This is a genomic window from Paraburkholderia sediminicola (assembly GCF_902859805.1).
Taxonomy (GTDB): Bacteria; Pseudomonadota; Gammaproteobacteria; order Burkholderiales; family Burkholderiaceae; genus Paraburkholderia; species Paraburkholderia sediminicola.
This window is the reverse complement of record NZ_CADIKC010000011.1, coordinates 148,438-175,413: the sequence shown is the minus strand read 5'-3', so window position 1 is coordinate 175,413 and position 26,976 is coordinate 148,438. Positions and strand designations below refer to the sequence as shown.

Genomic DNA, 26,976 nt, shown 5'->3' with positions numbered 1-26,976 from the left:
CTCTACGAAGGCGGCAGGCGCGCGAGAACGGTGATTCCAGTGTCGAGAGTTACGAGATGAGCTTGACAACCATCAGGGAAAATTTTTTGACGCATCTAGGTGCCGAGATCGGAAAGGTCGTTGCGAGCGACGCATATTTTCATGTGTCTCTTCTGGCGCGCCTTCCAGATACGTTGCGGCGCAGCATAGACGAAGGTATTTCGCTGACGAGCCTGACTGCCGGGAGCGATTTCAATGTTATTCGGATAGGACTGTCCATGGCGAATATGTCTTTGCTCGACTACCCGAGGTTCTTTGACGAGGCCTTCCCCGTCCTGAAGCGCAGTTGGTCTGTTGATCTTGATCAGAAGAAGTGCCGGTTTCGGAGCTACGAATCGTCGATCAACCCACCGATCTTGCATCGTAAGGAATTGCTCATAGCCCGTGATCATCCGCGTTGGGAAGTCTTCAGGCAGTTGACCGATGTGGCTGAGCAGATAGGGCTATTCGACGATCCAGCTCGTATTGGCTTCCGCCAGAATTTCGAAGCTCTCATCAAGCAGCGGGGCTACCGGTTGTCGGATCACGAGCTCGTGCCGATTGCGAACCACGAACCGGAGGACTCGCAGGGCGCAAGCAGTAGCGGTCTAATCGAACGTCATCGCACTGCGTTGTCTCGCTACAGCTTGTCGGCGCCGATACAGATGCTTTCCCGCTTTGGATTTCTCGACGGTACGCGCTCGCTATTCGATTACGGTTGCGGACGAGGGGACGACATAAGAGGACTCAAGGGGCTTGGCGTTGACGCCGCGGGCTGGGACCCTCACTACGCGAATGAGCAGCCGATCACATCTGCTTCCATCGTTAATCTTGGATTTGTCATAAATGTGATTGAGAACCTGGCTGAACGTGAACTCGCTATTAAGACATCGTATTCTCTGTCGAACGAGATCCTTGTCGTTTCAGCCATGCTTTCCAATCAGGATCCTGTCCGCGGTGTTCCCTATGGTGACGGCGTCCTAACTTCGAGAAATACTTTCCAAAAGTACTACTCGCAAGCGGAATTGAAGGCCTTCATCGATCGCGTCACGGGGAACGATGCCATAGCCGTTGGGCCGGGTGTATTTTTTGTCTTCAAGGATAAGGATCAGGAGCAGCGCTTTCGTTTTGCTCGAGTCAAAAGTAAGCGGCGAACCGTCCCGCCCAGGTCCTTGGCACGTCCGGTGGCTCGAAGCCCTGCCGAAAATCCTATTGTTAAGCGCAAGACAAATCGCCTTGAGCTGCTGTATGAACGTCATCGGGAGTCTCTCGATGAGCTCTGGCGACTTTGCCTGACGCTCGGTCGCGATCCGGTCAGAAACGAATTGCAGGAGCTGCAGCAAGAGGTTGGCGCGTTCGGATCGATAGCTGCCGCCATCAGGTTTCTTAAAGAGACAAAGGATGATGCCACGCTCCTCCTTGAGCAAGCGGCGTCCTCTCGCGCGGATGATCTCCGCGTCTACTTCGCGTTACTGCAATTCGATAAGCGTTCCCCATACAGCAGGCTCGAGCCTCAACTCCAGGCTGACGTGAAAGCATTCTTCGGCAGCTATCCGGGTGCACTTTTCGCCGGCAAAGAGCTACTGTTCAGCTTGGCGGATGTGGCGCAGATATCTAGTGCGTGCGCTCAGGCGGCGGAGCAAGGTCTAGGATGGCTGGAGGACGGTGTTTCTCTTCAGCTCCATACGGGCCTTGTTGAGCGACTGCCTCCAATCCTGCGTGCCTATATTGGTTGCGGTACGGTTCTTTATGGCGATGTCACGAGCGCAGATCTGTTGAAGATCCATATTTCGTCTGGAAAGCTGACGATGATGAAATTTGACGATTTTTTTGGATCACCTCTACCTCGAATGATTCAACGAGTAAAGATTAATTTGCGTAAGCAAGAATTGACCATTTTCGATTACGGGGATGCCTACCTTGAACCGTATTTATATAGAAAATCTCGCTTCCTTAACGAGGAATCGCCTTTTTTTGCCGAGCAGGTGTTGTTTGAGTCCATGCTAGATGAGTTAGGGGTGTTCAACTTTGATGGTTACGGGCCGAATGCTGAGACGTTTAACAAAAAAATCGATGAGATGCGATTGGTTTTAGATGGCTATAGGCTGATTCGATCTAAATCGATTCCGTCATTGGATCAGAAATGTGGGCGTTATTTGACGTTTCGGGAATTAATTGAATGCGGTGAAACGCAGGCGGCATTGGATATCGAAAATATGCCACTTGAGCCGGAAAGCTTTAATGCGATCTTTGATCTGGCTTCCCACGTAATTGACCCAGTCATCGAGTACTTCGGCATGGTTAAACTGACGTTCGGCTTTTGTTCTCCAGCCTTGGCATCAAAGATAAACGGGCGGATCGCGCCAAAGCTGGATCAACACGCTGCTCACGAGAGAACGCGTCGTGGCGGACATATTTGCGACCGTCTCGGCGCGGCGTGTGATTTTCTTGTCGAGGATGAGGATATGGCCGACGTTGTCGAATGGATCATAGGTAACGTGAGGTTCGACCGTCTGTATTTTTACGGTAGCGAGCGACCCATCCACATTAGCTATAGTCCGACGCCCGCTCGACAGGTGATCGATATGATCGAGACTTCGGGGGGCAGGTTGGTCCCGAAGCGCCGCCGCATCGGCATTTGACGTGGCCGCCGTCGAGGCGGAGCAGGACTGAATCAGAACGATGACGGTGTCGTGCCGTTGCGTGCCGCTGGAGCCTCAAGCCTCGTCGCGGGAAAAAGCTTCCGAGCGAGTAGCATTTGCGCGTTCGGCGCTGTGCAAGGATGGCAACCTATGAAAGAATTGCCATTTCCGGCCGATAATAAGACACGACTGCGGGGGATTCAAAATGCATAAGGAGATCTTGTTTGCGCCGCCGCCTTTTCGGCGGCGGCAAGATGCTTCGTGGCCCCTGAATTCCTGTTAGTGAACGTCCAATTGGCGGCCCTTTTTGCATCCATCTCCATCGGTCGATATTTACAACTTATACCCCGTCGCGCTCATGGCTCCGCGGCCGCACAGGCGCGTCTATATCCGGCGTTGCGTCAGGTAACCCGAGGGAGACCAAAATGATTAATTCTGAACAGCAGGGGGATGCGAGCTCGTACGCACTGCCTTCAGCAGCCTGGGTTCGGTTTCTTCGAAGCTATGGCCCGACACCGAACAACTTAACGATGTTCGACGAGTACGTGGCAGGTGCCCTCGCAAGGGCCAAAGTACAACCCATTGGCTTATCGACACCGTTGCTGGACGCGATGGTGGAGCATGTCGCTTCCAAGATTCCGGGTTCTATCTTGATCGCCGGCACTGCAGGCGACGGCAAAACCTATCACTGTCGCGCGTTGTGGACGAGATTGGGAGGCGATCCGAAAGAGTGGTCGAGCAAGGGCAACATCAAGGAGCTCAGACTTGCCGACGGTCGTTTAGCTGTTTTTATAAAGGACCTCTCCGAGTTTAACGGCGAGGAGAGCGATCTGCCGTTGCAGCGGCTTGAAAAGTCTGTATTAGGAAGCGACGACTCCGAGGTGGTTATCCTGGCTGCAAACCACGGCCAATTGCTCGACCGCTTGCGTGATTTAGGAAAGCGGCAAGATCGGATACATCCGCTTCGCAAGCCCCTGCAAGAGCGATTTTTGCAAGCGGGTCCGTCACCCCATCGGCTCGCTGTATTCGACCTTAGCCGCACAACTAGTCGAAAGACGCTCGAAGAAGTCGCCAAAGCGGTAGCGAGTCACCCCGAGTGGGAAAATTGCAAGCGTTGCTCGCTCAAGGCGGCAGGTAAGGTCTGCCCCATCGATGAAAACCGTCGCAGGCTCCTCGGTGAATCCGATGATGGGCAGCTTGCACGCCGTTTAGGTGATTTGATCGAGATCGCGCGGCTCAACGGACTTCATCTTCCCGTTCGCGACCTGCTTGCTCTGTGCTCGAACATGGTTTTGGGCTACTCCGATGCTAAAGATGCCAAGGAGAACCTGATGACCTGCGCGGACGTGGCCAAAATCTTAGATGGCGGCAACATCGGCAAAGCGAGTATCTACGCCAACGCATTCGGGGCAAATCTGCCGAAGCGGAGAGCCTCTGATCGTCCCGTCTTCAAGGCAATGGCCAGCTTCGGCGTAGGCGAGGAAACGACCAACGCGGCTGACGGCCTCCTAGTCTACGGAAAGGACGATTCTCGGCTTCAAGCCGACTTTGATCGGCTAGTTGGTGGCGACCAAGTCTACGGAGCAACTCCAAACTTTCGTTCTGCCCAAAACGCATATTTGGAGGGGTACGAAGGTGCTCGTCTTGAAGGCGGCTCATCCGAGTTTTTGGAAATGCTTGAGGCCCAGCGCCGCCGGCTCTATTTCACCGTGCCGGACACGGAGGCCGGCTACCCCCGCTGGTCCTTGACCGCTTTTCACTTCGCTGGCGACTACTTGGACATGATCGAATCGTTGAAGTCTAAGAAGCCAGTCAGCGAAACGGTTCGTGGGCGCATTGCCAAGGGGCTCAATCGCGTCATGACCGGCTTGCTGTTGGAAAATGTCGACCGTATCTTCATTGCCAGCTCCGGAGGCTTCACGCAAAGCCGCGTTAGCGTGCTCTGCGACCATGAGACGCCATCCCGCCGGCAGGGCGGGGTCGGCATGGCAGTCAAGCTCGACGAAGGGACTGGCCGCCCGCAGCTCGATGTTTCGCTCTCGCCCGGTCCAGGCAATTCCGTTGCATTTGACCTCACTCCTATCCGTCACGAGTTCCTGTCGCTTGTAGCAGCCGGGGCGTTGCCCGCGAGCTTCTCCAGTGAGTGCCTCGAAGATCTGTTGGCCTTTAAGGCCAAATTGCTCCGAAAGGCGGAGATTGTTCGCAACGCAAGGCTCGCTGGCGACGACGACGAAGTCGGTGGAGAAGCGTCCGCGCTCACGCTGAATTTCATTGACATCGAACCGGGAGGTCGTGGCTTCGCTCGTCCCGTAACTGTGAGAGCCCCAGTATGAGCGAGATCATCAAGCGTCCAGAGATCAAGAGCGTCGACTTTTGCGTCGACGAGAACATCTGGGGCCACCGCCTCTACGACGAGCAGCTTCCGCATTTGACTGTACTTGAGTTTTTGGGCGTGCTCGGTTCGAACTTGGGCAAGCCTCTTCGCCCTCAAGAAGGTTTGGGTGGCGCGGTCAAATTTCAACCGCAACGTCAAATCCGGCTGCGCGGCCTACTCTTTAATAACCCTTACGTCGAATCCATTGCCGAAAGCGCCCTGCCAGACGCGGAGAAATGGAAGCAGTGGTTTGAGAAGTTTGACCAGGGCAAGACGGGTAACGGCGACGACGACATGGTCTACCTGCGTCACTCGTTCTCAAACTTCGACGATTTTGCCAAGGCCATCGAGCTGTTGCGCTCCTCCTCATTCGAGTCCCGTAGCAACAAGCGTTGGAGTTCGAAATTCGTCTTCCCTTTCGGTCCCGATGCCCTCTACGAGGACTTGGAAATTGACTCGCGCGGCAAGATGAGTAACGACCGCCGCTTTTTCGCGCGCACTGGCGAGCTGCTCTATCTAATGCTCACCCGAGCGAAACAGGGAGCGGAGCTCGGCGACACCTTGGCGAGGCGCCTATTCGACCGCGAGGCTCCGATGAATCGACTGGCGCGTGCACTGCAAGGTGCACCTCAGCTAGCCGACGACCCGCGGTCTTCCGGCTATTTGCCCGAGGTTGCCAACGCGCGGTTTGACCGAATTTGTGAAGACTGGCTATCCATTCTCGGCAGGGACATGCCGATCTACGATGCCTTGGAGCACCTAATTGCCATCTCTGGCCTGAATATGCTGCTTTACTTGCTCGAACGGGCCAAGCGGATCGCGGGCGACGACGATCCTGTTGAGATTGTCTGCGAAATCGTCTCCAAGGAGCGCACGAAGGTCAGAGCACTCTCGGGCGATAGCTATCAGTTCAATCAGGGGTTGCCCGCTAAGGCAGTGCGCACATATGTCGAGTCAATTCGGCAGGACCCTCTCTGGAACGACGCTGCCTCGAGTGAATTCCCGGAGGCTGAGCGAGTGAAGCTTATGCGTGAACGCTTCCAGTGGCCGTCACTAGATGGCGGCGACGACGAGGACTATACCGGAAAAAGTCCAGACGCCCTCGTCGGAGATCTCGTGGAGCTCGCACTCGCACGCCACCAGCAGCACGTCGGGAAGATTCATGCGTCTTGGTCGCGTGCGATCGGACTCAGTTCGCGACGGCTATCTCGCCGAACACGGTACGCACCCAATGACAGATTGCTTAAATCGATTGTGGTCGCCATTGTGGAAGATCGCATGCAATTTGATGAGTTTCTTGCTGAAGCCAAGCGACGCTATGGTCTGGTGTTGGGTGACGCGGAAGGTGTGCGCTTGGTCGATGCCAAGCTAGTTGACCAGGAGGAGCTCAGCGAGAACCGGGATAACCTCGAAGCCAGACTTGTTGGATTGGGTTTGGTCCGCAGGCTCTCTGATTCATGCTCGTTTGTTGAAAATCCGTTCGCGTTCAAGGGAGTGGCGGAATGCTGACCGATCGCATTATTGGACGCGTCGGCGCAGACATCCTCGCCAAGCGCATTTCGAATCCTGACCAGCCGGGCGATTCGGCAGCGCTCTTTCGGCTCGACAAACTCTCCGCCGGCCAAATCGCTGCAGTGGCGCGGGCGGTCTTGGCAAATCCCGAACTGTTCGCGCACGTGGAGCTTATGATCCCTGAGGCGTTGGTCGAAAGCCAGGGCCTCCCAGCGGAGATCCTGATCTCTCACAACGCAGGGTATGTGCGCAACAACGCCGTGACTTCCAAGGCGGCGATTCTCACCGCCAACGGGAACGAACACAACCTCGCAGATACACTGGGCCATGTAATGGCCATTGGCGCCAAAGAAATGCGCGCCAACCCCGAGCTTTGGGTCGAGGCTTCGTTGTACGCGGGCGGCGTCTCGCCGGTCCCCGAAGACCGCGCAGTATTTCACGCAGCGATTGGCGGACTGCTTTCTTCCTCCGAACTTTCGCTTGTCCAGCTTGGCGAGTTTTGTGCCGACATTGTCGAAGCCATGTCTACCCGTGGCTTGGCTATCCGCGACGCAGTCGGTTTCGCCCTGCCTCGAGCAGGGCTTCCTAGGGATAGCTCTTTTTTTTCGAACGCTAAGACGTTCGGGGCGACACGCAAGCCGTGGCAGAAGGCCTTCGTCAAGCTTTTCACTCAGCGTGCGCCACTGCTCAAGAAGCTTCGGCAGAACGGCCAGTTGCTCGACGCTGAAGAGCTTTTAGAGCGCATCAAAGCTAATGAGTCGGATATTACCGATGGTGCGCGACAGGCGTTGGAGGAATTCGTTGCAGCTGCCGCTGGCGATCAAGAGGCGGCAGCGACACTGGCGCAATTCGAATGGGAAAGTGACGGCGTTTACTTGGCCTTCGATAAGCCCAAGGAAAAGCAGCTTGGTTTGGCCGACTCTACGATCCGTTTTTTCGACCAAGACTGCGATCAGGAGAATTCCCTCGATGCCGAGAGCCGCACACTCCTTGATGACTTAAAATCGCGCGAACGCCGTTCGGACTTTAATGAGGAAGACGAGGAATTCTTCGTTAAGCATCGCCGATTGCTCGAGCAAGATGCGAAGCTTTGTGCCCGTTGGGAAAAGGCCTTGTATGGTAAACCCATCGAGTGCAATGACTTTTTTGACGGCTTCGCACGTGTGGTCAATAGCCTACATGCGGGCCTGCGTGAACCAGAGGGTGAGCGCATCTTGCGCTTTACCGTTACCAAGGGGCGGAAGGAGTGGCGCGAGCGCTTCAACTATGACGCTGGAACGTATTTCTCCGCGATGTACCGCGGTTTGAAGGAGCTGATGGGCTCCAGAGCGGATTGGAAGGTTGAGCGGCTTGGCAACGCGAACTTGCCAGATCCACTCTTCGACTACGAAGCCTTTTTCGCCAAGGAAAAAGAGCTGCGCAACGACAAGAAGAACAAGATCCGACCGAACGCTTCGCTTTCGCGAGCAGCGTTGCAGATCAAATTCGACGTCGCGTTGGTGCAGGTTGCCAATGGCAAAGAAACGATCTTGGCCAAGACGCAACTCCTTTGGAGCTACAAGTCAACATCGATCGGCTTATCAATGGTTGCCGACATGCGCCGCCTCCTTGAGAAGGGCGGCGTTGGTTGCACGGAGGTTTCCCGCAGGCTCGTGAGTAAGAAGGGCGGCGTCCAGAACGTCTCGCTGCTCGACACCGGGACCTTGGAGGCTACTTATTCGACGGATGCCGGTTCTTTAGTCCCTGCGGCCAACAAGCTGCGCAGCCTTCGTCAGGATGTTAAAGGGCGAATCAAAGAGCTTTCGGAGGATGGCCGAATCACGCCGCAGCAACGTGACGAGATTCGAGACACTTGGGACAAGTTCGAGGAGCAGTACATCAAAGCGATGGAGGACTTCGTGTCCACGGGCGTCCATGGCGAGGCCGTCATGCGCCAGGCGGAGTCCTTTGGCTTGCTCCTGACGTTCTTGATGGCTCATGCACGCGGTGACGTTTGCCGTTCACGCTTGGTCTCCGAGGTCCTCTCCGTTGGCACGGTCCGCGTGGCGGGAGACAATCCGGCGTTGATCATCCCTCCGTGGCATCCTGAGAGGATGAAGGCGCTGGCCGTGAAGTCTCGGCGCGTGGCGGGCTTCGCCACTCACTTGTTGTCAAGCGATAGCATTCTTTATGGCGACCGCGAAATCTTTATGCGGGAGCTCTCCGACGAGATTGCGCATCCGTTCTATCCCGAAATTGCAATTCTCAAACGCGCGGGTGCTTCAACGCTCGTCTCGGAAAGCAGCACAGTCAACGGCTACAGTCTTTTGGAGTCGCCTACACGCGGAACCGCAGACGCAATGACCGATGTCGAACCGGCCGCCGCTGCAAAGCAAGCGCGCGAGCTTTTGGAACGCTACATCGGATTGCAGCCGCATGAGGCCTCCAATCTGAGTGTAGTGCTTTACAACGCAGATGCGGCGGAGTTACCGCTAGCGACTGTGAGGGAGCTTTCGTCGATTCAAGCCGATGGAAAGCTTCAATGCAGCGTGTCTGTGCGCCACTCGGATCCGGCGAAGCTTCGCAGCGTATATGGGGAGCTGGTGAACAAGGCTGGCGATGATCCTGACCTGCCGGTGGTTAGCGAGACTAGTGACAACTTCATCTCGAAATTGCGCATCTCCGTAACTCCGATCTCGGCTACACCCGGCGAAAGCGAGCAAGGCTTTAAGGCCTTCGACGTGGCTTTTTTGCATGATGTGGTTGCCCGTGCAGCACAGTCGGAATGGCTGCCGGTTCCATGGACCAACGATCGTCCCAATCTGGACCACGCCCCTTCGCGATTGTCGTATCGTAGTGTCTCGGGCGAGAACGAACTCAAATCGACGACATTTTTGACATGCCCTTGGCAGACCGCGTCGGGCTGGGCTTATGTGTCCGCCGTTGCCGCGGTCTGCCGCCAGACCGACGCCTTGCCCGACGAGCGATACCTGCCCGCCCGTCGTATCTCGCTTCAAAGCCCCGCCTTGGCCGGCATGATCAAGGACGCGCATGATTTGGCGGAATGGGTAGCGACCTACGATGAGCTGCTGGACAAGCGACAGCTTCAACACAACGACATCACGGTGGTGCGCTACCGTCGTGGCTCGACCAACGGCCGCAACATGATCGTCAGCTCGACCTCCGAGCTGCGGCTACTCGGCGTGCTAGTACGTCGTCGCTTGGAAGAGCTGAATCTGCAGCTTGATCCCGATCAGCTTGAGGCTGCTGCCGCCAAGGCAAAACGTGACGCGCTGTCTGTCTCCGGCGACATTGTGCTTCGTGCGGCTAAGCGCGGCGTCTCTGCAGGGGAAATGATCGGCTTGGTCCTCAGCCGCTACTTGCTCGCAGAGGAGTTCAAGGCTTCCGCCGCTGGTGGTCAAGTAGTGACTGCGTACTTTTTGCTCGACGACTACGCGAGCTGGCTGTCGCAACCTGAAAGCCGCATCGCCGACATCCTCGCGCTTAATGTCGAGGAGCGAGACGATGGAATCCGTGTCGTTATTTCGATCGTCGAGTCAAAGTATGTTGGGGCAGATGGACTGGCTAAGGCCCGCCGAGATTCTAAGGATCAGCTCCTGGCAACGTTGGGCATGTTCCGGGAGGCTCTCTTTGGCGACCCGGGGCGCCTCGATCGCGACGTGTGGCTCGCTCGCTTGGCGGATATGCTTATCGACGCCGAGATCCCGCCAGGCATGACGGGTCTCATGGAGCGGGCGAGGGCGAAGCTGCGCGAAGGCGACGTGGAGATTTCGCTCCGCGGCTATTCACAGGTCTATGTTCATACCTCGGATGCAGGCTCCGCGTCTGCCTCCGACCAAGAGCTGCTCGACGACGCTGAAGGCGTTCAAGCTTGGCAGGAAGTTTTTGACAGGCATGATCTGCGCAAGCTTGGCGAGGCCTATGCGAAGGGGAATAGCGGTTTCGAAAGCCGGGCCGGGCTTGGCCCTCACCAACCGTGGGCTGGACACTGTTTCAAGAAGCCAGCCGCGCGGGTGCCGTGGCTCGCGGCCATAGGCCAGCTCGCCAATGGTGCCTCAGTGTCTTCCGACGACCAAGCTCTAACCATTGTGGCAGATGCAAACGCCTTGCCTCAATCAAACGGCCTCGCTACTGAGCACGACGCACCGGCGCAAGAACAGGTCGAAGCCTCAACCAACGCTGTAGCGTCGGTGCCGGTCTCAACCCCAGCATTGTCCACCGATCTTGGCTCTTCGCTTTCTGCTCTGGTAGCCGCTAAATTTGCCGGCGGAGGGCAAGCGGACGCTGAGCGGGAGGAATGGGCCGAGGAGGTGAAAAAGAAGCTTAAGTCCGCGCTGAACAGCTACGGTCTGCAGGCTTCGATTCTAGGCGTGCGTTTGACGCCGAACGGCTGCTTGGTGCGATTGGCCGGCTCAGACAGGCTGCGCGTCGAGGATATCGAGAACAAGCGCACCCAATTGCTGACCACTCACGCGATCAACTTAGTGACGGTTCAGCCCAAGCCTGGCGAGATTGTGGTGACGGTCGCCGGCTCCAAGCGTCAAGCGGTATCGCTTTGGGAGCTGTGGTCGCGTCGTGAGATCAATCGCAACGTCGCCGGCATCAACACGTCATTCCTCTTGGGGCTCCAAGAAATCAACGGTGCGTTGTTGTATCTGAACCTCGGCGCAGAGTTCGGTGGCCTCTCCTCCCACGAGCCGCACTCCCTGGTGGCGGGTGCCACCGGTAGCGGCAAGTCGGTACTGATCCAGGCCCTGCTTTTGGACATCGCCGCGACCAACTCGAAGGATCTTGCGCAGATCATCTTAATCGATCCGAAGATGGGCGTGGACTACGCGCCGCTTGCCGAACTGCCGCACATGCGCAGCGAAATTGTGACGACAAAGGAGAAGGCAGCAGAAGTCCTCGAGGCTTTGGTTCAGGAAATGGAGGAACGCTATCGCGCCTTCGCTAAGGCCCGCGCGCGCGACCTGCCGACCTACAACGCCAAAGTTGCGGCCGACGAGCGTTTGCCCATGGTCTTCCTTGTGCATGACGAATTCGCGGACTGGATGTTCGACGACGGATACAAGTCTGCCGTGGGCGCCGCGGTACAGCGATTGGGCGTAAAGGCTCGCGCTGCTGGCATCCATCTGATCTTCGCAGCGCAGCGCCCCGACAAGGACGTCATGCCGATGCAATTGCGCGAAAATCTTGGCAACCGCCTCATCCTCAAAGTTTCAAGCGAGGCCACCTCCAAAATCGCGCTCGACAGACCGGGCGCTGAGCTCTTGCTTGGCCGTGGGCACCTTGCTGCGAAGCTCAATGGCGAGCAGGGGTTGGTGTTCGCGCAGGCCCCCTTTCTGTCTGACGATGATATCGCCGCAGCAGTGACGGCGATTTCCCTCGACAACTCCCCGAAATCAGCGCATGGCACCACTTGACATTCCAGATGCCTCTTCAACCCCGGGATCGTCTCGTGTGACCACGATGACGCGGCTTATGGCACACCTTGCGAGAAACCACGCGAGCGCCCTCACTGCCTTGTTAGGCCCCTCGATCATGGCCTTGCTCGGCAAGATGGGTACAGATGTGACCAGTCCAAACGGTCTCGCCTATTTCATCGTTAGCTTGCACGGCGAACGCGGTGCGTTACGAAAGCAGCACATTCGAAGTCTCTTGCTGTCCAAACTGAACAACTCGGAGGCATCGGAGCTGTGCGACTTGCTCCAGATGCCGGCGATCTCGCCCCTCCGAACGTTGAGTGCCATCGACTTCGACGCAGAGCCAAGCAACCTGGAGATTCTCGACAGGTGGTATGGTGTGGAGATTGACGAGCTCGAGGAGCCTCTTGAGCCATCCGAGGGGTCTCAGAAAACCGTTGCCTCGCACAAGCTTCACGCGCATCAACTGAATGCATTTCGCGAGCTTCGTCGAGCCATCGCCAACCCGCCCGTATCCGTCTTGGTCCACATGCCATTCGGAGCAGGAAAACTTCGGTTAGTCGTCACTGCAGCGCTCGATCTCTATCGTTCGGAAGCCGATGACCGTTCGATCATCTGGCTGGCGCCAGGCGAAGCCATGTGTGACGAGGCCTTCCTTGAATTACAAGAGGTGTGGCGACAACTGGGTTCGCGCGACACGACCATTCTCCAGCTCTACGGTGACCACCCCGTGCGCGACCTAGATCAGCTCGGAGGGGCAATAGCGGTCATCGACATTCTCCAACTCAGCGCGGAGAACTCGGCTCTTGAAAAGCTGGGTTCCATTACGTCGGTTGCCGTCTTCGCAGATGCAGAGAATCGTGTTCATCCTGTCGGGGCCGAGATCGTTCGAAGGATGTCCGCGGGTGGGGAATTCAGAGCGGTGGGAATACTAGCGACATCTGGCACCGCCTTTCCCCCGGGAGCCAATCAGAGTGCTTTGATGGATGCCTTTCCGGACGCTTGCATCACGATCGCGGCGAACGACGGATTGCAGTCGCTTCGTCAGGTTGGCGATTTCACGGACATCGACGGTACGGTTGTGAATCTCACGAGCACGTCGTCCACAAACGCGTCGGCGGATGCCTCATCCCCACCGACCAACGACGATACACTCGATTTTGATCACACCTACGTCAACGAGCTGGGCAACAACGTTGAACGCAACGAACACCTTTTGAAAATTCTGAAGAAGGAGTCCAAGAGTCGGGGACGCGTTGTTTTCTATGCAACAACAGCCGAGAACGCACGGCTTTTCGCCGGTCTTCTGCTGGTCGAGGGCGTGAAGGCCAGAGCCGTAACTGCGGACGAATCTCCAGCGGCACGCGACCTTGCCCTGCAGAAATTCGTCGCTAGAGATGAGAAAGTCTTGTGCGTCCACGGGTTCTTGCTTCCTAGGAACTCCGTTCCTGAAATTTCCGTATGTGTGATGGCGTCGCCTGGCAAATCCCGAGCAGCGTTCCTATCCACAATCGGGCGGCTCGTCCAAGCCCGAGTGGCCGATCTGCCTCGCTTTAGACTCATTGTGGCAGCCGACTCGCAAGCCGATGCCGGTTGGTTGGAGTCGTTGAGCACTTGGTCCACGCTGCATACCTAGGAGGCCGCATGTCTTTTCCAATTATTCCCCAGAACCTGTCAATCTCCGCCATGCGAAGCTCGGGCTATCGCGACACCGCGCACGCGTTGGCCGAGCTCATTGACAACGCGATCCAAGCAGGAGAAGGTACCCAATCCCGCACCGAAGTCGAGGTAATCTGTATCGACGAGGTCGCGGCCGGAGGGCGACGTCAGATATCCCGCCTCGCGGTTTACGACAACGCCAGCGGCATGAGCCCCAGCATGCTCAGGAAGGCCCTTCAATTTGGCAACGGTTCGCGCCTTGACAAGGCTAAGCAAAAGGGTATCGGCAAGTTCGGGATGGGATTGCCGAACTCTTCAATCTCTCAATGCAAGAGGGTGGATGTCTGGACATGGCAAAATGGGTCGGTTTATCACGCGTACTTGGACGTACAGGAGATTCAGGACGGACAAATGACAGAGGTTCCAGAGCCTCAGCCCTCTGAGCTCCCTTCTGAATGGCGGTCATTGATTGCAGGCAATCGCGAAGAGCACGGCACCTTGGTCGCCTGGAGCAAGTTGGACCGCATCTCTTGGAAGCAAAGTACTACTCTGTTGCGACACACAGAATTCATTAGCGGGCGTGTGTATCGGCACTTTATCAACGACAAGTCCGTTCGAATTCGCCTTGCCGCCTATGAGAGCAAGACCAAGACGACGGTCTATCAGAGCTTTGTGCGACCCAATGACCCGCTTTACTTGATGTCTGGCACCAATGCCCCTGCGCCCTTCGATCAGAAACCGGCCTTTGTGCCGTTCGGACAACCGCTGGTCCTCCATATAGGGCATGGTGGCACAGAGCACCCTGTGACCATCATGGCGTCGATATGTAAGCCGGAGGCGCGGCGTGAAGGAGGTACCAAACCCATCGGTCAGCACGCGCAAAAAAATCAGGGCATCTCGGTCGTGAGATCGAGGCGGGAGCTGGAGCTCAATCACAGCTTCACGAACTCGTATGACACACGCGAGAGATGGTGGGGGATCGAAGTGCAGTTCGACCCGGGTTTGGATGATGTCTTTGGCGTCACGAACAACAAGCAGGCCGCGACGGGTTTCACGCGCCTGAGCATCGAGGAAGACGCGCTGGAAGAGGGGCTCAGCGTGAAAGAATATCAGGAGACGCTCGAGCAGGATCGGGACCCACGGCTTGCCATGTACCGCATCAGCCGGGAGATTGAGAAGCTGTTGAACTCGATGCGCGGGCAGGTGGCCAAGATGCGCGAAGGTGAACGAATGCAGTCCACCAAAGAGCGAGCTGAGAAAAAGGCCGAGAAAGCGGCCACCGAGTCTGTGATGAGACGCAGAGAGCGGGTTGGGGACACCGGCCGGAGTGACAAAGATGAACACGCCTCCGCCGACGAACGCGCATCCGCGCTGACTGCCGATATCGTCCAAGATGGCGTGGAGGAGGCGAAGGCTCTGGAACTCGCCGTAGACTATGTCAGCAAGAAGATTAAATTCCGCTTCAGGCACGCCGACATGTCTGGCTCGCACATCTTTGACGTTTCCACGTCCGGGGGCGTGATTCTGGTCACACTGAACAGTCGTCATCCGGTGCACGCCCGGCTGTTCGAGGCACTTCAAGGGGAAGACGGACCGGAGGCTCAGTACGCTAGGGAGGTTCTATCGCTTATCGCCGCTTGGGCTCGTATGGAAGACGAAGCGCCGAGCGAAAAGATGCGAGTGTCGATCGAGGATACTCGCTTTCAGTGGGGGCGAATGGCCATGGACTTCTTTGAGATCGAGAATTAGCCGTGGGCGGGCGCGAAGCGATCCGCGGGTTTGCGGTTCAAACCCTCATCTGCCTGCTCGACTCGCTCTGGGCGAACGGACAATGGACGGCCGTTACGCTAGAGCCGGACTCCGACAACGATAAGGTAGACATCTACTGGGAGTACGCAGATGATTCAACTCTTGCTCAGCAGGTCAAGTCCTCCAAAAATCAGATCGGCAAAGGCGATGTGGTCGTATGGTGCAAAGAGCTCAAAGGCTCCAACGCTGCAAGTAAGTACCAGCTGATATTGGCTGGACCGATCGCAGCTGCCGTTTTGGATGACGCCCCCTTCGATGACGTCGAGGTGCCCACTCCGACTTCGATGGACACGCTGGCCCTGCTCGACCAGGCCATCACGAAGGTAGATCGCTACCTGACCGCGAAGTCCATCGAGCCGCTTCCACTGCCCTTGCGGGAGTCGTTGATCTATGAGCTCGTCGCTCGCTTGCTGCAGGCGGCGATATACGGAAAGCGTATGCCGCGTGAGGAGTTCGACGGATGGTTGCTAAGCGGAATCACGGCCTCCTATCCGCACGCGGTCAGTCAACGCCTGACTACGAACTGCAACGTATTGTGGAGCGTGCTAGAAATTGCCGGACCAGTGGTGGTTTCTGATCGGGCTTTCGAGCTGATACTCCCGCTTACCGTCGTCAATGGTGGAGCCTCCACAGCCGTCGTGGAGATGTTTCTTCTGCGCGTGTGGTCAAGCACGCGGGAGATGCGCTACCGGCCCGAGCGTGTCGTTACCGAGAAACCAGAGGAGCAATACGCCACGCGACGACGGCTTGGGCGTCCATTCGGAGATTTCGCGATCGCCCCCCAGTCTTCGGTACAACAGTCCGTTCTGTTCGTCCCAGTTCAAAGGCTGGGGTACGAGGCGAATGAGTGGCCTCACGGCGACTACCAACTCGAATTGTTCGTCAAGTACGCAGCTCAGGCAGCCCTGTGTTCGGTCAAGAGGGCGACAATCAAGATCAGGATGGACGAGTTTTCCGTCTTGACGTCCGGTCAGACACAGTTCATCTCCATCTCCAATCTGGACAAGTATCTGAGCCTGTTATGACCTACATATGGGACATCGCGCAGGGGCCGTTGCCTTCGTAATGGTGGTCCAACCAGAGGAAGACTCCCAGCAACATCCCCCCATGTGCGGTAGCACCGACAGCGACGGCGCGACGGTAACCTAAGCCAGTCGCCGATCGTCTCGGTCCGAATCGTCGCTGTACCGTGCTCGCTCACGTAGGACGATGTGTTCCCAAGGTAGTCCGCAGCCAAACCCACTTCCATCAAGTGTTCAGCGAGCCAACGAGTTTCCGAGCAAATGGGGCAGAGCTTCGGGGGGAGTTCCGGGTCGTCGCCGCTCCGACCATTGATTCACTTGTGACAAACGTTGCAAGAGCCGTTGCCTTCATCCACGCCGTAGACATCGTCAATGTCCTCGGGGGAGGCCTTCACAGGCCGCAGGGGATTAATGGGGATACTCTTGCGCATGCGAGCGCGGCGGATCTCGTATTCCGCCTCGATCTCCGCTACGCGTTCCGGCTGCTCCATGTCTCCGAGCGATTCGCCCTTCGACCAGGTGAAGGGTGCCCCGTGTTCCAAGGCGTCCTTCTCGAGGGCTTTCGCTTCTTCATACGCTTTAGGGTGCTTGTCCCTCAGGCGGACCCACTCGATTTTCTGCTGAAAGAAGCAGAACGTGCAGCCGCTGCGCGAGCGCCACTCGTAGTACTTGGGGTAACCGACACCGGAATTCTCCAAGATGTCAATCACGGCTGCTTTGTCGATGCCGGCTTCGCGGAAGGGCAGCTTCACAAACAGATTGTCAGCTTTAGACGCGTAGCCTTCGCGATATTCTTCGTCCGCGCGAATCGCCACGTACGAAGTGACCTTGTCGCCGGCTGCCAGCCAAGGCTTCACCCAATCCTCGAATGGCGCCAGCTTCAACTTTCGCGTACACCAGCGGCTTTGCGGATTGGGTAGGAAGTGATTGAATTGACGCAGCCAGAAGCGAAAGTCCCGGCCTGGGTTGAGCCGGACGATCGGCTTGCCTAGGTAACCCTCGAGCTTGCCGAGGAACTCATGAACCTCAGGCAACTCCTCGCCGGTGTCGGTGAAGAAATAATCGATATCGAGCTCAGGATGTCGGTCGCGCATGTAAACCGCGAGCGCGGCGCTGTCTTTCCCACCAGAAATCCCTAGAACATGACGCTCAATCATTGGCAACCTCTTGGTCAATAGACGCCAGCGTCATTCCGGCTTTGGCCAGTATGGCTAGCAATACTTCAGTTCCTAACCCTTGGCGCTCCAGCATCGAGACGACCTCGTCGGCCTTGGAGTCCACGATCTGGCGATGACGATCCGAAATCGCAAACGAGCGTGAGATCGTCTTGGTATTCGACCCAGCACCGATGACTACAGCGATGGCTTCACTGTGTGCCTCGCGGCCTTGAACCGCCACGAAAGCCTCGGCTTCGCGGAAACGCCGGGCGAACTTTGCTAGCTCTAGGATCGCTGCATCGATGTGACGGTCGACCCAGTCTCGAGGCGGTTTCTCCGCAGCTAAGCTCAGGATGCCCTCAAGCGACACTCTGGTGCCGTCGAAGTTGGCGAGACGCGTCGCAAACGCATCCAATCTCAGGTCGCCAGAAATTCCGGAGACGGAGTGAGCGCGCTGGCGTAACGCTTCCAGATCATCCAACCGGGCGTCGAGTGCCTCGAGCATCTTGCTCTCGACCTCGGTGAGCATTTTTCCATATGAGCCCGCGATCTCTTGCAGTGGTGCTCGAAGAGCCTTTACGTAGGACTTGCCGTCGGCGGCGTTGAGCAGCGACGCAAGGTCGACAAACAATACCTTGTGAGGATCGTTGGCCTTCAACAGCATGTCGCGCATGGCCTTGGCCGTGTCGCCCAAGCGCTGCGTCCTTCGAGCCCACTCCGGCAGATTGAATACCATGGCCACCAAGCCGCGTGCGGCTTCGAGTGGATCGGCCGCGTCCGCACTTTCGCCAACCTCTGCTAACAGCTTTGAAATGCCATTGAGGATCCGACTTTTGTCCTCGTCGATAGCCACCCAACGCAGCGAGAAACGATCTGGGTCCTGCAGGCATTCGTCGATGTCGAAATCGGTGAGCCGGGGCACAAACATCCCGTCCTTGTAGACGGCAATGTTGGCCTTGTGAGCAAGCATGAATGCCGTAAGGATGACCGGTTGGATGCCTTGCTTCGTTCCGAAAGGAGGTGCACTCCACAGTGCATAGATCTCGTGGGCACCCACTCGCGTGTTGCCGTCCAAGAAGAGCGCCCGGGCAGCCTCCCACAGTGGCTTGAGGCCAGTCGCCGATCCATCGCATGGCGCAATGAACCGCCAGACGCCGGACGCGTCTTGGCGATGCAGTTCTGTGCTCTTGAGAAGCGTCTCGTAGAGCCCGCGCTCGGCCGGGAAGCCCTCGAAGCCGAGAGCCTCTTGGCTTTCGGCTTCGATCATCGCATGCAGGAGATCGCGGCGAGCCTTTACGCTGTTACTCGAAACGCTATCGCGATTGACCAGCTCACTCCATACAGGCGGCGACGCGCTGAAAAGTTCGTCAGCGAGCTGAGATGCCACTGGCGATAGCTTCGACCCGGGTTGGACGACGTCATCCGTCCCGTCGTGCCATTTCGCCAACGATACCGCGGCTTGGAGCTGGTCTTCCAGATTTGCCCGAGTTGCGGCCAACCGCGCATAGACCTCGCGGCGAGCCACAGCGTCGCCGGACAACTCATGCCGCTCCTTTACCTGCTCCAATGCTACTAGTTCGGCAGATAGCTCTGCGATACGGGCGTGATTGTCCGGGATACCCACAAGTACCGGCCAAGGGCGGAGCTTCGAACACGCTTGCGCACGCAAACGTGCAGCCCGCGCACTCATGCCTTTGGCGGGCAGAGCCAGAATAAAGGTTCCGAACTCGCCCTTGCGCGGGCGGAAGTCGGCGGCGATTTTCTCGGCCTGTTCGATGCTGCACAGAGACAGTTCCATCCAGCGCATGGAACCCGTCTCGTGGTAGTGGCGCTTGGCGACCACCGGATGCAATCCCATGAGCTGCGCGAGGCGAGCGTAATCGACGCCCGACGAGGTGACGAGTGCTTGCGCGATGGCGGAGTCAATGTCGAAGTCGCTGCCTTCGAAGACTGACCAAGCGCCGGTATAGCTCTTGTAAAGGGCGACCTTGAGGGCGGCGAGCCTTTGCAGCGCGACGTCAAGTTCCTCTTGTGCCGTGTTGTAAAAGAGTGCCTTGATGACGACGGTGTCGGCCGCCAGGCCAGAACCGTTACGGAAGAGGTCGATGATCGCGATGTTCTTGATCAGACACACCAGTAGTGGATCACCCGTCTTAGCCTCGGCTCGCTCGACCGCTTCGACCGCTTGAGACCAGCGATGGCCGTCAGGGGACGCGAGGATGGCAGGCTCAAGATTGGAGCGCAGGTAGTCCCAGTAGTCGCTGGGGCGATACCAGGTTGCTTCGCTGACCGCGGTCGAATCCAGATACGAGCGAAAGCCATACGGTTCAACTGATGACAGAAAGCCGAATGTACTTCGCTCGTTCTGCCCGAACTGACGTTTGGAGATTGGCCCAAGCAGTGCAGCCATGGCCGGATGGAGCGGCCAACAGCCGGCCAAGGCGTGAGCTAGGCCTTGCCCTGCAGAGGGGCGGCGCGAGCGGATAGCGTCGGCGATCGCCTTCGATGTCTCGGGAATCCAGTCTGGCTGTCGATTGACTTCGATTGCACGGCCAATAAGTTCGACAACTTCGTCACTAGCTGTTACGAAAGGCAAGTCAACGTAGCGGCCCTGTACTTTAGTCCAATCTTCACGCGTGTCGATGCCAAGACGAGCGGAATACTGCGCGAAGGATTGATGCAGTACGCCGACAACCACCAAACGACCGTCTGAGCGTGCGGCTGCTTCGGCGAGTTCTTGGAAAAAGTAGACATCGTCCCCGGAACCCAGCGCTGAGGCTTCCAGGAACTTACCCATCTCGTCGATGATGACCAGCACACCGTCATGCGGGCGGCTCTGTGCCTCCTCGAGTAATTCGGCGACAAGCGTTTGACCGTTGGGCTTGTTGCGCCCATCTACCGTTTTGCCCTGCGCCTTTCGAAGGGCTGCATTAAGTGCGGCGACGACGCTGCCACGTCGTCCCACCGCAGGTACGATCAACCATCCCCTTCGGACCGGGAATGCCTTGTCGAAGGCGGCCTTGGAATTCAAGTGCAAGGCTTCGCGTGCTTTCGCTCGAAGGCTCTTATCGGGATGCAGCGCGCTCGCCAGCGCGACGGCCAACGAACTCTTGCCCCCGCCGAAGGGGCCTGTCCAGGTAAAGCAGCGTTGGTTGGTTTCCGAGAGTTGCACGCACATGCCATCTACCACGGATCCGGCTGTGGCGTGGCAGATATAGCCTGAGAGGGCGTCTGTGCGGCCAATGTCGGCGTCGACGCGGATAGAGCGCTGGTATTGGCGCGAAATCTGGACGATGTCCGACAGAGCGTCTTGCTTTTTGTCAGTCATAGGCGCGTCTGATCATGTTTTTGAGGTCGTCCTTCGATAAGTCCTTTCGGTGGACTTGGCGAAGACCGGCAGAGTCTGTCCACTCGAGTTTGCGATCGCTGAAGTCTGAGAGCGCGATCAGCCGTTGAGCGATCGACTCCTCGTCAAGTTTGAAAACGCGACCAGGGGAGCCATCAGCGTAGGCAATGGTCTCAAAGGCTAGCGAACTTTGCCCATCCGCCTCGCGGTTCCAGAAATCGACTAGTGCATAGGCAAAAATGCCATCGTGCAACGAAGCTTTAGGGCCACGTCGAAATGCATATTGGCCCTTGTGGACCTCCTGCAGAAGACCTAGCTCGCCTAGCAATGGTTCGGCGAAATCCTCTGGCGATCCTCCAGCTGCACGTGGCGCATAGCTACGCAAACATGTCTCCAAGTCTCTAGACAGCGTCGACCCGGAAAGGCGATGTTTAGGGTCTAGTTGACGCGCGTAGCGCGCCAAAGGCTCTTCGAGCTCTTGGCGTGTGAACGACGGAGCTGTTACGTGATTGAACAGCCAATACCAAGTCGTCGAGCGAAGGCATCGACCGGCAAGCTGCCAATGCGCAAGCCATGCTGTTGACGGGTTTTCGGCATAGGGGTCAAGTCCACTGTCCTTAAGAATTTCATAGGCAAGACTGTTCAATCTGAAGTGATCGCCTGCTTCGTACATGACACCGCAAGCTAAGGCCCAATGCCGAATCGAGGCCACCATGTTTTTGCCAACCCCGAAGGTCGCAATAGCGTCGACATTGGTGAAGATGGTCTTGCTAATTTGGCCGTTGATCGCTTCATGGCAAACTTTCTTGAGCCACATCTGACGTAAAGGAAACGTCTCGTGGCCAGAGAAGTGGGCGGGGGTGGTTTTGGGAGCGCTGTGGTTGGGCATCATGCTTGCCATTTTAGCTGAACTGGTGGAATCCACCAGTTCGGTCAAGTCGCAGAAAGATAGAGTTTTTAAATTGCCGCTGAAATTCGGTAGTTATTTTCTTCGCAAGATGTCGGCTCTTAAGCGTCATGCTGACAAAAAAACTCGGGCGAGTGAAGTGCCGCAACTGGAGATGAGGTCACGGAGCTTGCGATCTTCAGCGCTGACGCTCTGGCGAATCTGCTGTTTGTTGTGGTAATGCCGCCGTGCGCAACTAATGGATGTGCAGTTCAGCGGGTATATGGCGGGAGCTGAGGCAAAGACTGGCAAAAGGCCATTGCATGGAAATCCGGAGCGGCTCCTTCGACCCACAGACTGCGCTAATGCGCTTTGGATTTACGGTTGAGTCTATCGGCGTAGTGCGCAACGGCAAATGCGTGCACGAAATAGCTGAGAAGCTTCGCAACAGCTAAATAGGAGAGTGGGGGCCCGCTATTATCGGAACCGCCGCTACCGAGATCGCCGCCTGATACGAACACTTCAAGCAAACGATGGTTGTGGATGCCTTCCGCGATGTGGATCGTCTCGACCTTCATGTCTCCGACCACCTTACGGGTCATCCCATGTCCCATTTTCAACAAGTCGAGATAGTGCGCGCAAGCCTGCATCATTTCGATTCTGTCATCAAGGAACTTCGTCCGGTTGTAAGCAGTGCCGAGGATATCGGATACTTGATGCGCGAGTTGGTGCTCTATGACTTCCGCTGGAAAGCGAAGACAGTCATGAAGAATCGTTCTCGATACGATGTAACGCCATTCGCGATGATCCGGATCAAACTGCGACCATTCCGCCTGACGCACCTCTCCGGGGCGGACGAACAGCAGAGGCGCTAGTCGCAATGCTGAGCCTACAACAAACGTGCCGGCGAGTCCGTTTATTGCCCGCAACATTTCACCTAACTTGTCCGGATCAGTAAGAGCCGCGAAGTGCGTGTGCTAATTGGGCCGCAACGCGCCGCGTAGATCAACGCTCACGCACGCATCGCACTTCCGGTTGCAATCGCGTATCGGAAGATCTGCCCGCAGGTCTGATGGAGTCGATGTGCAGTGTCATTTGCGCCACGCAATTCGGCACGGCTCAACACTTCGAGAACTTCCGGCACAGTTATCTCCGCTTTTGGGCGCGGCCCAATCAAGGGAAACGCATCCTTCGCAATCCGATCGCTCCGCATCTGTTGATCGTTCGGTAACGTCGCATCGTTGCGCCCACAGCACGGGCGCAAGAAGGTCCTTGAGACGTAGCGTTTCGCCGGTCACAAGCTAGGGTTCGTAGACGCTGCGCGATTTCCAGTGCGGCTCTCGGTCATGACGACGGTCAGGCCCGGTGACCATGCGACCCGTTAAAGGCGGATACGCTTTGGCTAGGGAGTTGCCTCGTACGTTGAAAAATCGCAAATAATCAAAATTATCGCCGATATACTGCAAGTAAATAACGCAACGGATAGAGGTAGATGAGCAACAAAACCGTGCAGCAGATGCTCCGGGGATGTCGGCGCGGCCACCCTATCGACTCCGCCATGCTCCGGGAAATGGGGATAAGTAACGCGCTTGCTGCTTACATGGCCAAGGCCGGCTGGCTACGGCGCCTTTCGCAGGGAGTCTATCTTTTGACCGGTGACACTCCCTCCCGGGACGGTACGATCACTTATCTGACTCGATGCATACCGGGCCTTCATGTGGGAGGTAAGACGGCTCTTTCCTGGCAGGGTGTTCGCCACAACATCGCATTCCGCGAAAAGATCGTGTTATGGGGGCGGCGCTCGTATCGCATTCCCGCTTGGGTGGATGACGTAACGCGCTATTCGTACCAGACCACCGATCTGTTCGACGGCGATCTACCTTACGAGATGGGCCTTAAACCCCTCCCGTCAGGTTCTCCAGAAGTGTTGGTCTCTGTGCCTGAGCGAGCCATCCTTGAACTGGCCAGCGACATTGGAAAAGGCCAGTCCATGGAGGAAGCGAGCAACCTTATAATCGGCTCGCGTAACCTCCGCTCCGACGTGCTGGATGAATTTTTGAGGCATTGCAAACGGGTGAAGGTTGTCAGGCTCGTGCGCGACCTCGGGCGTGAAGCCGATTTTTCGTGGGCGGAGGATATCCAGAAGCACGTAGACCGTCTTGGCGCCGGGAAACGATGGTCGAACAAGACAAAGAATGGCCGGTTGACACTTAAACCATAGACGAGAGCCAGCATTGGTCAGTGCACTCAGCTCCTCGCAATAGCAGTGCGCCGAGATCGGCGCCCAATCGTCGCGGCGTCCTACTCTTGATGCGGGGCGATTTGAGCAAATACGAACCCAACCGGGACCATGGCGGTGTCACCAAAGATCAAGAAGCAGAAAAGCCGTCGCCCGCAATGCTACGGCGCCGGGATTGCCGCTACGCGTGCACTGCTCTGCACTGCTCTGCAGGCAAACGTAATTCCGGCTAAGTCGCCTAGTAACGCGGCCAGTACTCAGTGCCGGACGCGCGAAGCGGCCTAAGCCTAAGCCTAAGCCTTGGCCTAGTCGACAGGCGCTCGTGCTGCCAGCCGAGCGACGCCTATCCGTGCCACGGCAAACCCGCTATACAAGCCTCTAGAATTACGCGCGCCTGTGGTAGGGATAAGCACACCCAGATGCCGCAAGTTCTAGAATATGGCATCAAGAGATGCCTTCCGCCCGTAGCGGTATTGGAACTGTTCGGCGGATGTGAGCCGAGTTAGGCAGCGAGCAACCGGGAGCTAGTCAATGGCCACTTTCGCAGCGGCACGCCGAGAGGCAATTAACTTTCGCGACGCACTGTTGAGAAATCGCTGGCCGGACGACAGCCGTGTCGCCGGATCTGTCGAAGCTCCCCCCTTAGCGGATGCAAGGGCATTTTTGGCGGATGTTCGCGCCGCACGCTTGCTATTGGGGGTTTGGTCTGAAGCTCAACGCGGGTTCGTATATCCGGATTTTCAGTTTGACCTGTCCGGAAAGCTTCGTCCGGAGGTCTCTAAACTGCTGATGGTGCTGCCCGATGACGATGACCGCGGGGGATGGCGTCGAGCATTCTGGTTGTATTCGCCGCATGCGCTCCTAGATGGACTGCCACCGGCGGAGGTCTTTGTTAGTGACCCGGGTCGCGTACTCAAAGCGGCCGCGCGAGAATTTTCAGGCGATTGTGATTCGTCATGGTGAGCGACGTATAACAGTTCCAGGTTAATGCAAAGGCGTAGATCATTCAGCCCCGCCAGTCTCCACAATCGAGAAAAATCTTAGCTGCCGTTGGGCACTTCATTGTCGCTCGGGGCTGAGACGAATACGCATTCGGGTGATGGTGCAAGATGCTTGCGATCATCGCGTCCCTGCTCCGAGCCGGTGAACACTCAACGATCGGCAGGCCGCGTTGGACGTTCGTTGTTGCTTCGCGGAAACCGCACAACATTTGTGACCGGAATCTCAACTGCATCCACTTGGTTCGAAAGAAGCTCGCTGAGAAGGGCCGGTTGGACATGCATCTGATGCGCGATGTCCGTCTGTGAAATGCCGAAAGATTCGCGCAAAACCTGAACGCTATCTACAACCAGTTCGGGCTGCTCTGGCTGCATCTGAGCGTCTTCCGCTTCGACTCTTGCTTCTCCATGGCGAGTCAACCCAATCACACCGCTCCTGTATTGTTCGTCGGAGAAGATTCCCAGCTGCCTTCCTCGATAAAGTGCGGCAGCCTTCGAAATTCCCCACCTCATTTTGATTTCCGACAAAGCTGCCCAATTCAACCGGCTTCCTCGCAGTGCTGCACGACATTCCGGTGCGAAATACCGCCCTGGCATGAGAAACGCGCTGGCGAAGCGGTTTGCCTGAGACTCTGTCAGTTTGTCACCCGTCTGCACGCCGATATGAAGGAAGAAGTGCCCCACTTCGTGCGCGATGCCGAAGCGCGTCCGGCAAGCCGACCGGCCCTCTGGATTCACTCCAATGACCGGCCTGCGAGTGGCGAACGAAATCGCATCGATCTCCGCAGCCAATCCGCCGAGCGGCACCACGACCGCTCCTGCGTTTTCCGCTACACGGGTCATGTTCTGAATTGGACCCAGCCCGAGATCCCAATGAGCGCGGGCCCGTTCGGCCGCGCGCTCAATTGTCTCGGCCGACGAACCGTCGCCTTCGTCGAAATCGTATTGCGGCAGATCAAGATGCTCTTCAAGCGCGTTGACCATCCGCTTCAACAGCTCTCCCTTCGCTCGAGCCACTTGCCGCATCGCAACCTTCGTCGTGAGCTGCTTGCGAAAATGGCATTGCTCGTCCGCAATGGGCATCGGGTCCGGCACCGTGAAGAATTCGGGCAGGACTTTCAGCTCGGCACAGACGGCGTCGACGAGCGCAGTGGTCGGCACATCGACGCCCGCCTCGATCCGGCTGAGAAATTGCTTCGAGCGATCAATTCGCTCGCCCAGCTCCTGCAGGGACAACCCATGGAACAGCCGCGCCGTGCGCAGATTGGACCCAATGAACATCATGATGTGACGGCGGCGTCTTCGTCGCCCGCGTCGGGGCGCTTGGGTGCGACGCGCGGCTTGCCCATCTCCTTCGGCGCCGGCGTCTCGGCGGCGACAGCATGCAGCGCGCGAGCGGTATCAGACACCCACTTGCATTTGACGACGCGAGAGGAGTCTTCGCCCAAGAACACGACGCGCGGATCGTCCGCGTCGGCGTAGCCGCCATCGAGCACAAAGCAGAACTTGCATGGAACGCCGCTTTCAACCGCTCCGAAGAAATCCTGCTGGAACGGCGTGGCGTCGAGAACCGCCGGCTTGGTCGGGTTGGCCGGATCGTCAGCGGCGAAGCGGCAAGGAATGCCGCCGATCATGAAGACGAGGTCGTTCCCACCGTGGCGCAACTCCAGCCAGTCGTATTCGCCCGACAGCGCCACCGATTTAAGCCGGTTGCGTTGGCGACCGAAGCGCGTGCAGCCACGCGTGTAGCCGTCGTCGAAGTCGCTTTGCAGCGCCGTGGCGGTCGAGAAGTGCTCCGCGATGAGAATGGACGCAATGACAGACAAACGATCGGCGCTCAGCGCCGGATGAAACGCTTCGGGAAGGGGAAAGGACATTTAGGCGCCGGGTT

16 protein-coding genes are annotated in these 26,976 nt (G+C 57.3%); 9 read left to right on the top strand and 7 right to left on the bottom strand.

All coding sequences use genetic code 11. The features are described from left to right. Nucleotides 1-56 precede the first annotated feature (56 nt). The 7 genes from R8871_RS30865 to R8871_RS30835 all read left to right on the top strand — a co-directional run bounded on the left by R8871_RS30865 (nucleotide 57) and on the right by R8871_RS30835 (nucleotide 16,462). Nucleotides 57-2,660, top strand: a complete 2,604-nt coding sequence (locus R8871_RS30865) for a DNA phosphorothioation-associated putative methyltransferase (RefSeq protein ID WP_175053854.1) — start codon at nucleotides 57-59, stop codon at nucleotides 2,658-2,660. Nucleotides 2,661-3,085: 425 nt separating this feature from the next. After that, nucleotides 3,086-4,993 carry a DEAD/DEAH box helicase family protein gene (locus R8871_RS30860; protein WP_175053853.1) on the top strand — a complete coding sequence of 636 codons (1,908 nt, stop codon included), beginning with the start codon at nucleotides 3,086-3,088 and terminating at the stop codon, nucleotides 4,991-4,993. Continuing rightward, entirely contained in the window at nucleotides 4,990-6,543 is a 1,554-nt protein-coding gene (locus tag R8871_RS30855; protein ID WP_175053852.1) for a hypothetical protein, read from the top strand. The genes R8871_RS30860 and R8871_RS30855 overlap by 4 nt, the downstream gene beginning before the upstream one ends. Then, on the top strand, nucleotides 6,537-11,969 hold the full coding sequence (locus R8871_RS30850; RefSeq protein ID WP_175053851.1) for an FtsK/SpoIIIE domain-containing protein: 5,433 nt from the start codon (nucleotides 6,537-6,539) through the stop codon (nucleotides 11,967-11,969). The genes R8871_RS30855 and R8871_RS30850 overlap by 7 nt, the downstream gene beginning before the upstream one ends. After that, complete coding sequence (locus R8871_RS30845) at nucleotides 11,956-13,605, top strand: DEAD/DEAH box helicase (protein ID WP_175053850.1); 1,650 nt, start codon at nucleotides 11,956-11,958, stop codon at nucleotides 13,603-13,605. The genes R8871_RS30850 and R8871_RS30845 overlap by 14 nt, the downstream gene beginning before the upstream one ends. An 8-nt stretch (nucleotides 13,606-13,613) precedes the next feature. Further along, the gene (locus tag R8871_RS30840; protein ID WP_175053849.1) at nucleotides 13,614-15,377 is read left to right on the top strand and encodes an ATP-binding protein; all 1,764 of its coding nucleotides are present in this window, start codon (nucleotides 13,614-13,616) and stop codon (nucleotides 15,375-15,377) included. A gap of 2 nt (nucleotides 15,378-15,379) precedes the next feature. Continuing rightward, a complete protein-coding gene (locus R8871_RS30835) occupies nucleotides 15,380-16,462 on the top strand; it encodes a hypothetical protein (RefSeq protein WP_175053848.1) in 1,083 nt (360 codons plus the stop codon). 311 nt (nucleotides 16,463-16,773) lie between these two features. Here R8871_RS30835 and R8871_RS30830 read toward each other — a convergent pair whose 3' ends face one another. The 5 genes from R8871_RS30830 to R8871_RS38880 all read right to left on the bottom strand — a co-directional run bounded on the left by R8871_RS30830 (nucleotide 16,774) and on the right by R8871_RS38880 (nucleotide 23,061). Beyond that, complete coding sequence (locus tag R8871_RS30830; RefSeq protein WP_175053847.1) at nucleotides 16,774-17,616, bottom strand: phosphoadenosine phosphosulfate reductase family protein; 843 nt, start codon at nucleotides 17,614-17,616, stop codon at nucleotides 16,774-16,776. Next, entirely contained in the window at nucleotides 17,609-20,944 is a 3,336-nt protein-coding gene (locus R8871_RS30825; RefSeq protein WP_175053846.1) for an ATP-binding protein, read from the bottom strand. The genes R8871_RS30830 and R8871_RS30825 overlap by 8 nt, the downstream gene beginning before the upstream one ends. Next, nucleotides 20,937-21,854, bottom strand: a complete 918-nt coding sequence (locus R8871_RS30820; protein WP_175053913.1) for a DUF4007 family protein — start codon at nucleotides 21,852-21,854, stop codon at nucleotides 20,937-20,939. Before R8871_RS30820 ends, R8871_RS30825 begins: the two co-directional genes overlap by 8 nt. Before the next feature lie 356 nt (nucleotides 21,855-22,210). Continuing rightward, nucleotides 22,211-22,780, bottom strand: a complete 570-nt coding sequence (locus R8871_RS30815) for a tyrosine-type recombinase/integrase (RefSeq protein ID WP_175053845.1) — start codon at nucleotides 22,778-22,780, stop codon at nucleotides 22,211-22,213. Between the two features lie 80 nt (nucleotides 22,781-22,860). Next, nucleotides 22,861-23,061, bottom strand: a complete 201-nt coding sequence (locus R8871_RS38880) for a phage integrase central domain-containing protein (RefSeq protein WP_407673238.1) — start codon at nucleotides 23,059-23,061, stop codon at nucleotides 22,861-22,863. Nucleotides 23,062-23,340: 279 nt separating this feature from the next. On the opposite strand from R8871_RS38880, the gene R8871_RS30810 reads away from it, so the two are divergent. Together R8871_RS30810 and R8871_RS30805 are read left to right on the top strand one after the other, a co-directional pair. Further along, the gene (locus R8871_RS30810; protein WP_175053844.1) at nucleotides 23,341-24,069 is read left to right on the top strand and encodes a type IV toxin-antitoxin system AbiEi family antitoxin domain-containing protein; all 729 of its coding nucleotides are present in this window, start codon (nucleotides 23,341-23,343) and stop codon (nucleotides 24,067-24,069) included. Nucleotides 24,070-24,618: 549 nt separating this feature from the next. Continuing rightward, a complete protein-coding gene (locus tag R8871_RS30805; protein WP_175053843.1) occupies nucleotides 24,619-25,050 on the top strand; it encodes a hypothetical protein in 432 nt (143 codons plus the stop codon). A gap of 188 nt (nucleotides 25,051-25,238) precedes the next feature. On the opposite strand, the gene R8871_RS30800 is transcribed toward R8871_RS30805, so the two are convergent. Then, entirely contained in the window at nucleotides 25,239-26,369 is a 1,131-nt protein-coding gene (locus tag R8871_RS30800) for a helix-turn-helix domain-containing protein (RefSeq protein WP_175053842.1), read from the bottom strand. Next, nucleotides 26,366-26,962, bottom strand: coding sequence for a hypothetical protein (locus R8871_RS30795; RefSeq protein WP_175053841.1), 597 nt, complete (start codon nucleotides 26,960-26,962; stop codon nucleotides 26,366-26,368). The genes R8871_RS30800 and R8871_RS30795 overlap by 4 nt, the downstream gene beginning before the upstream one ends. Nucleotides 26,963-26,976 lie beyond the last annotated feature (14 nt).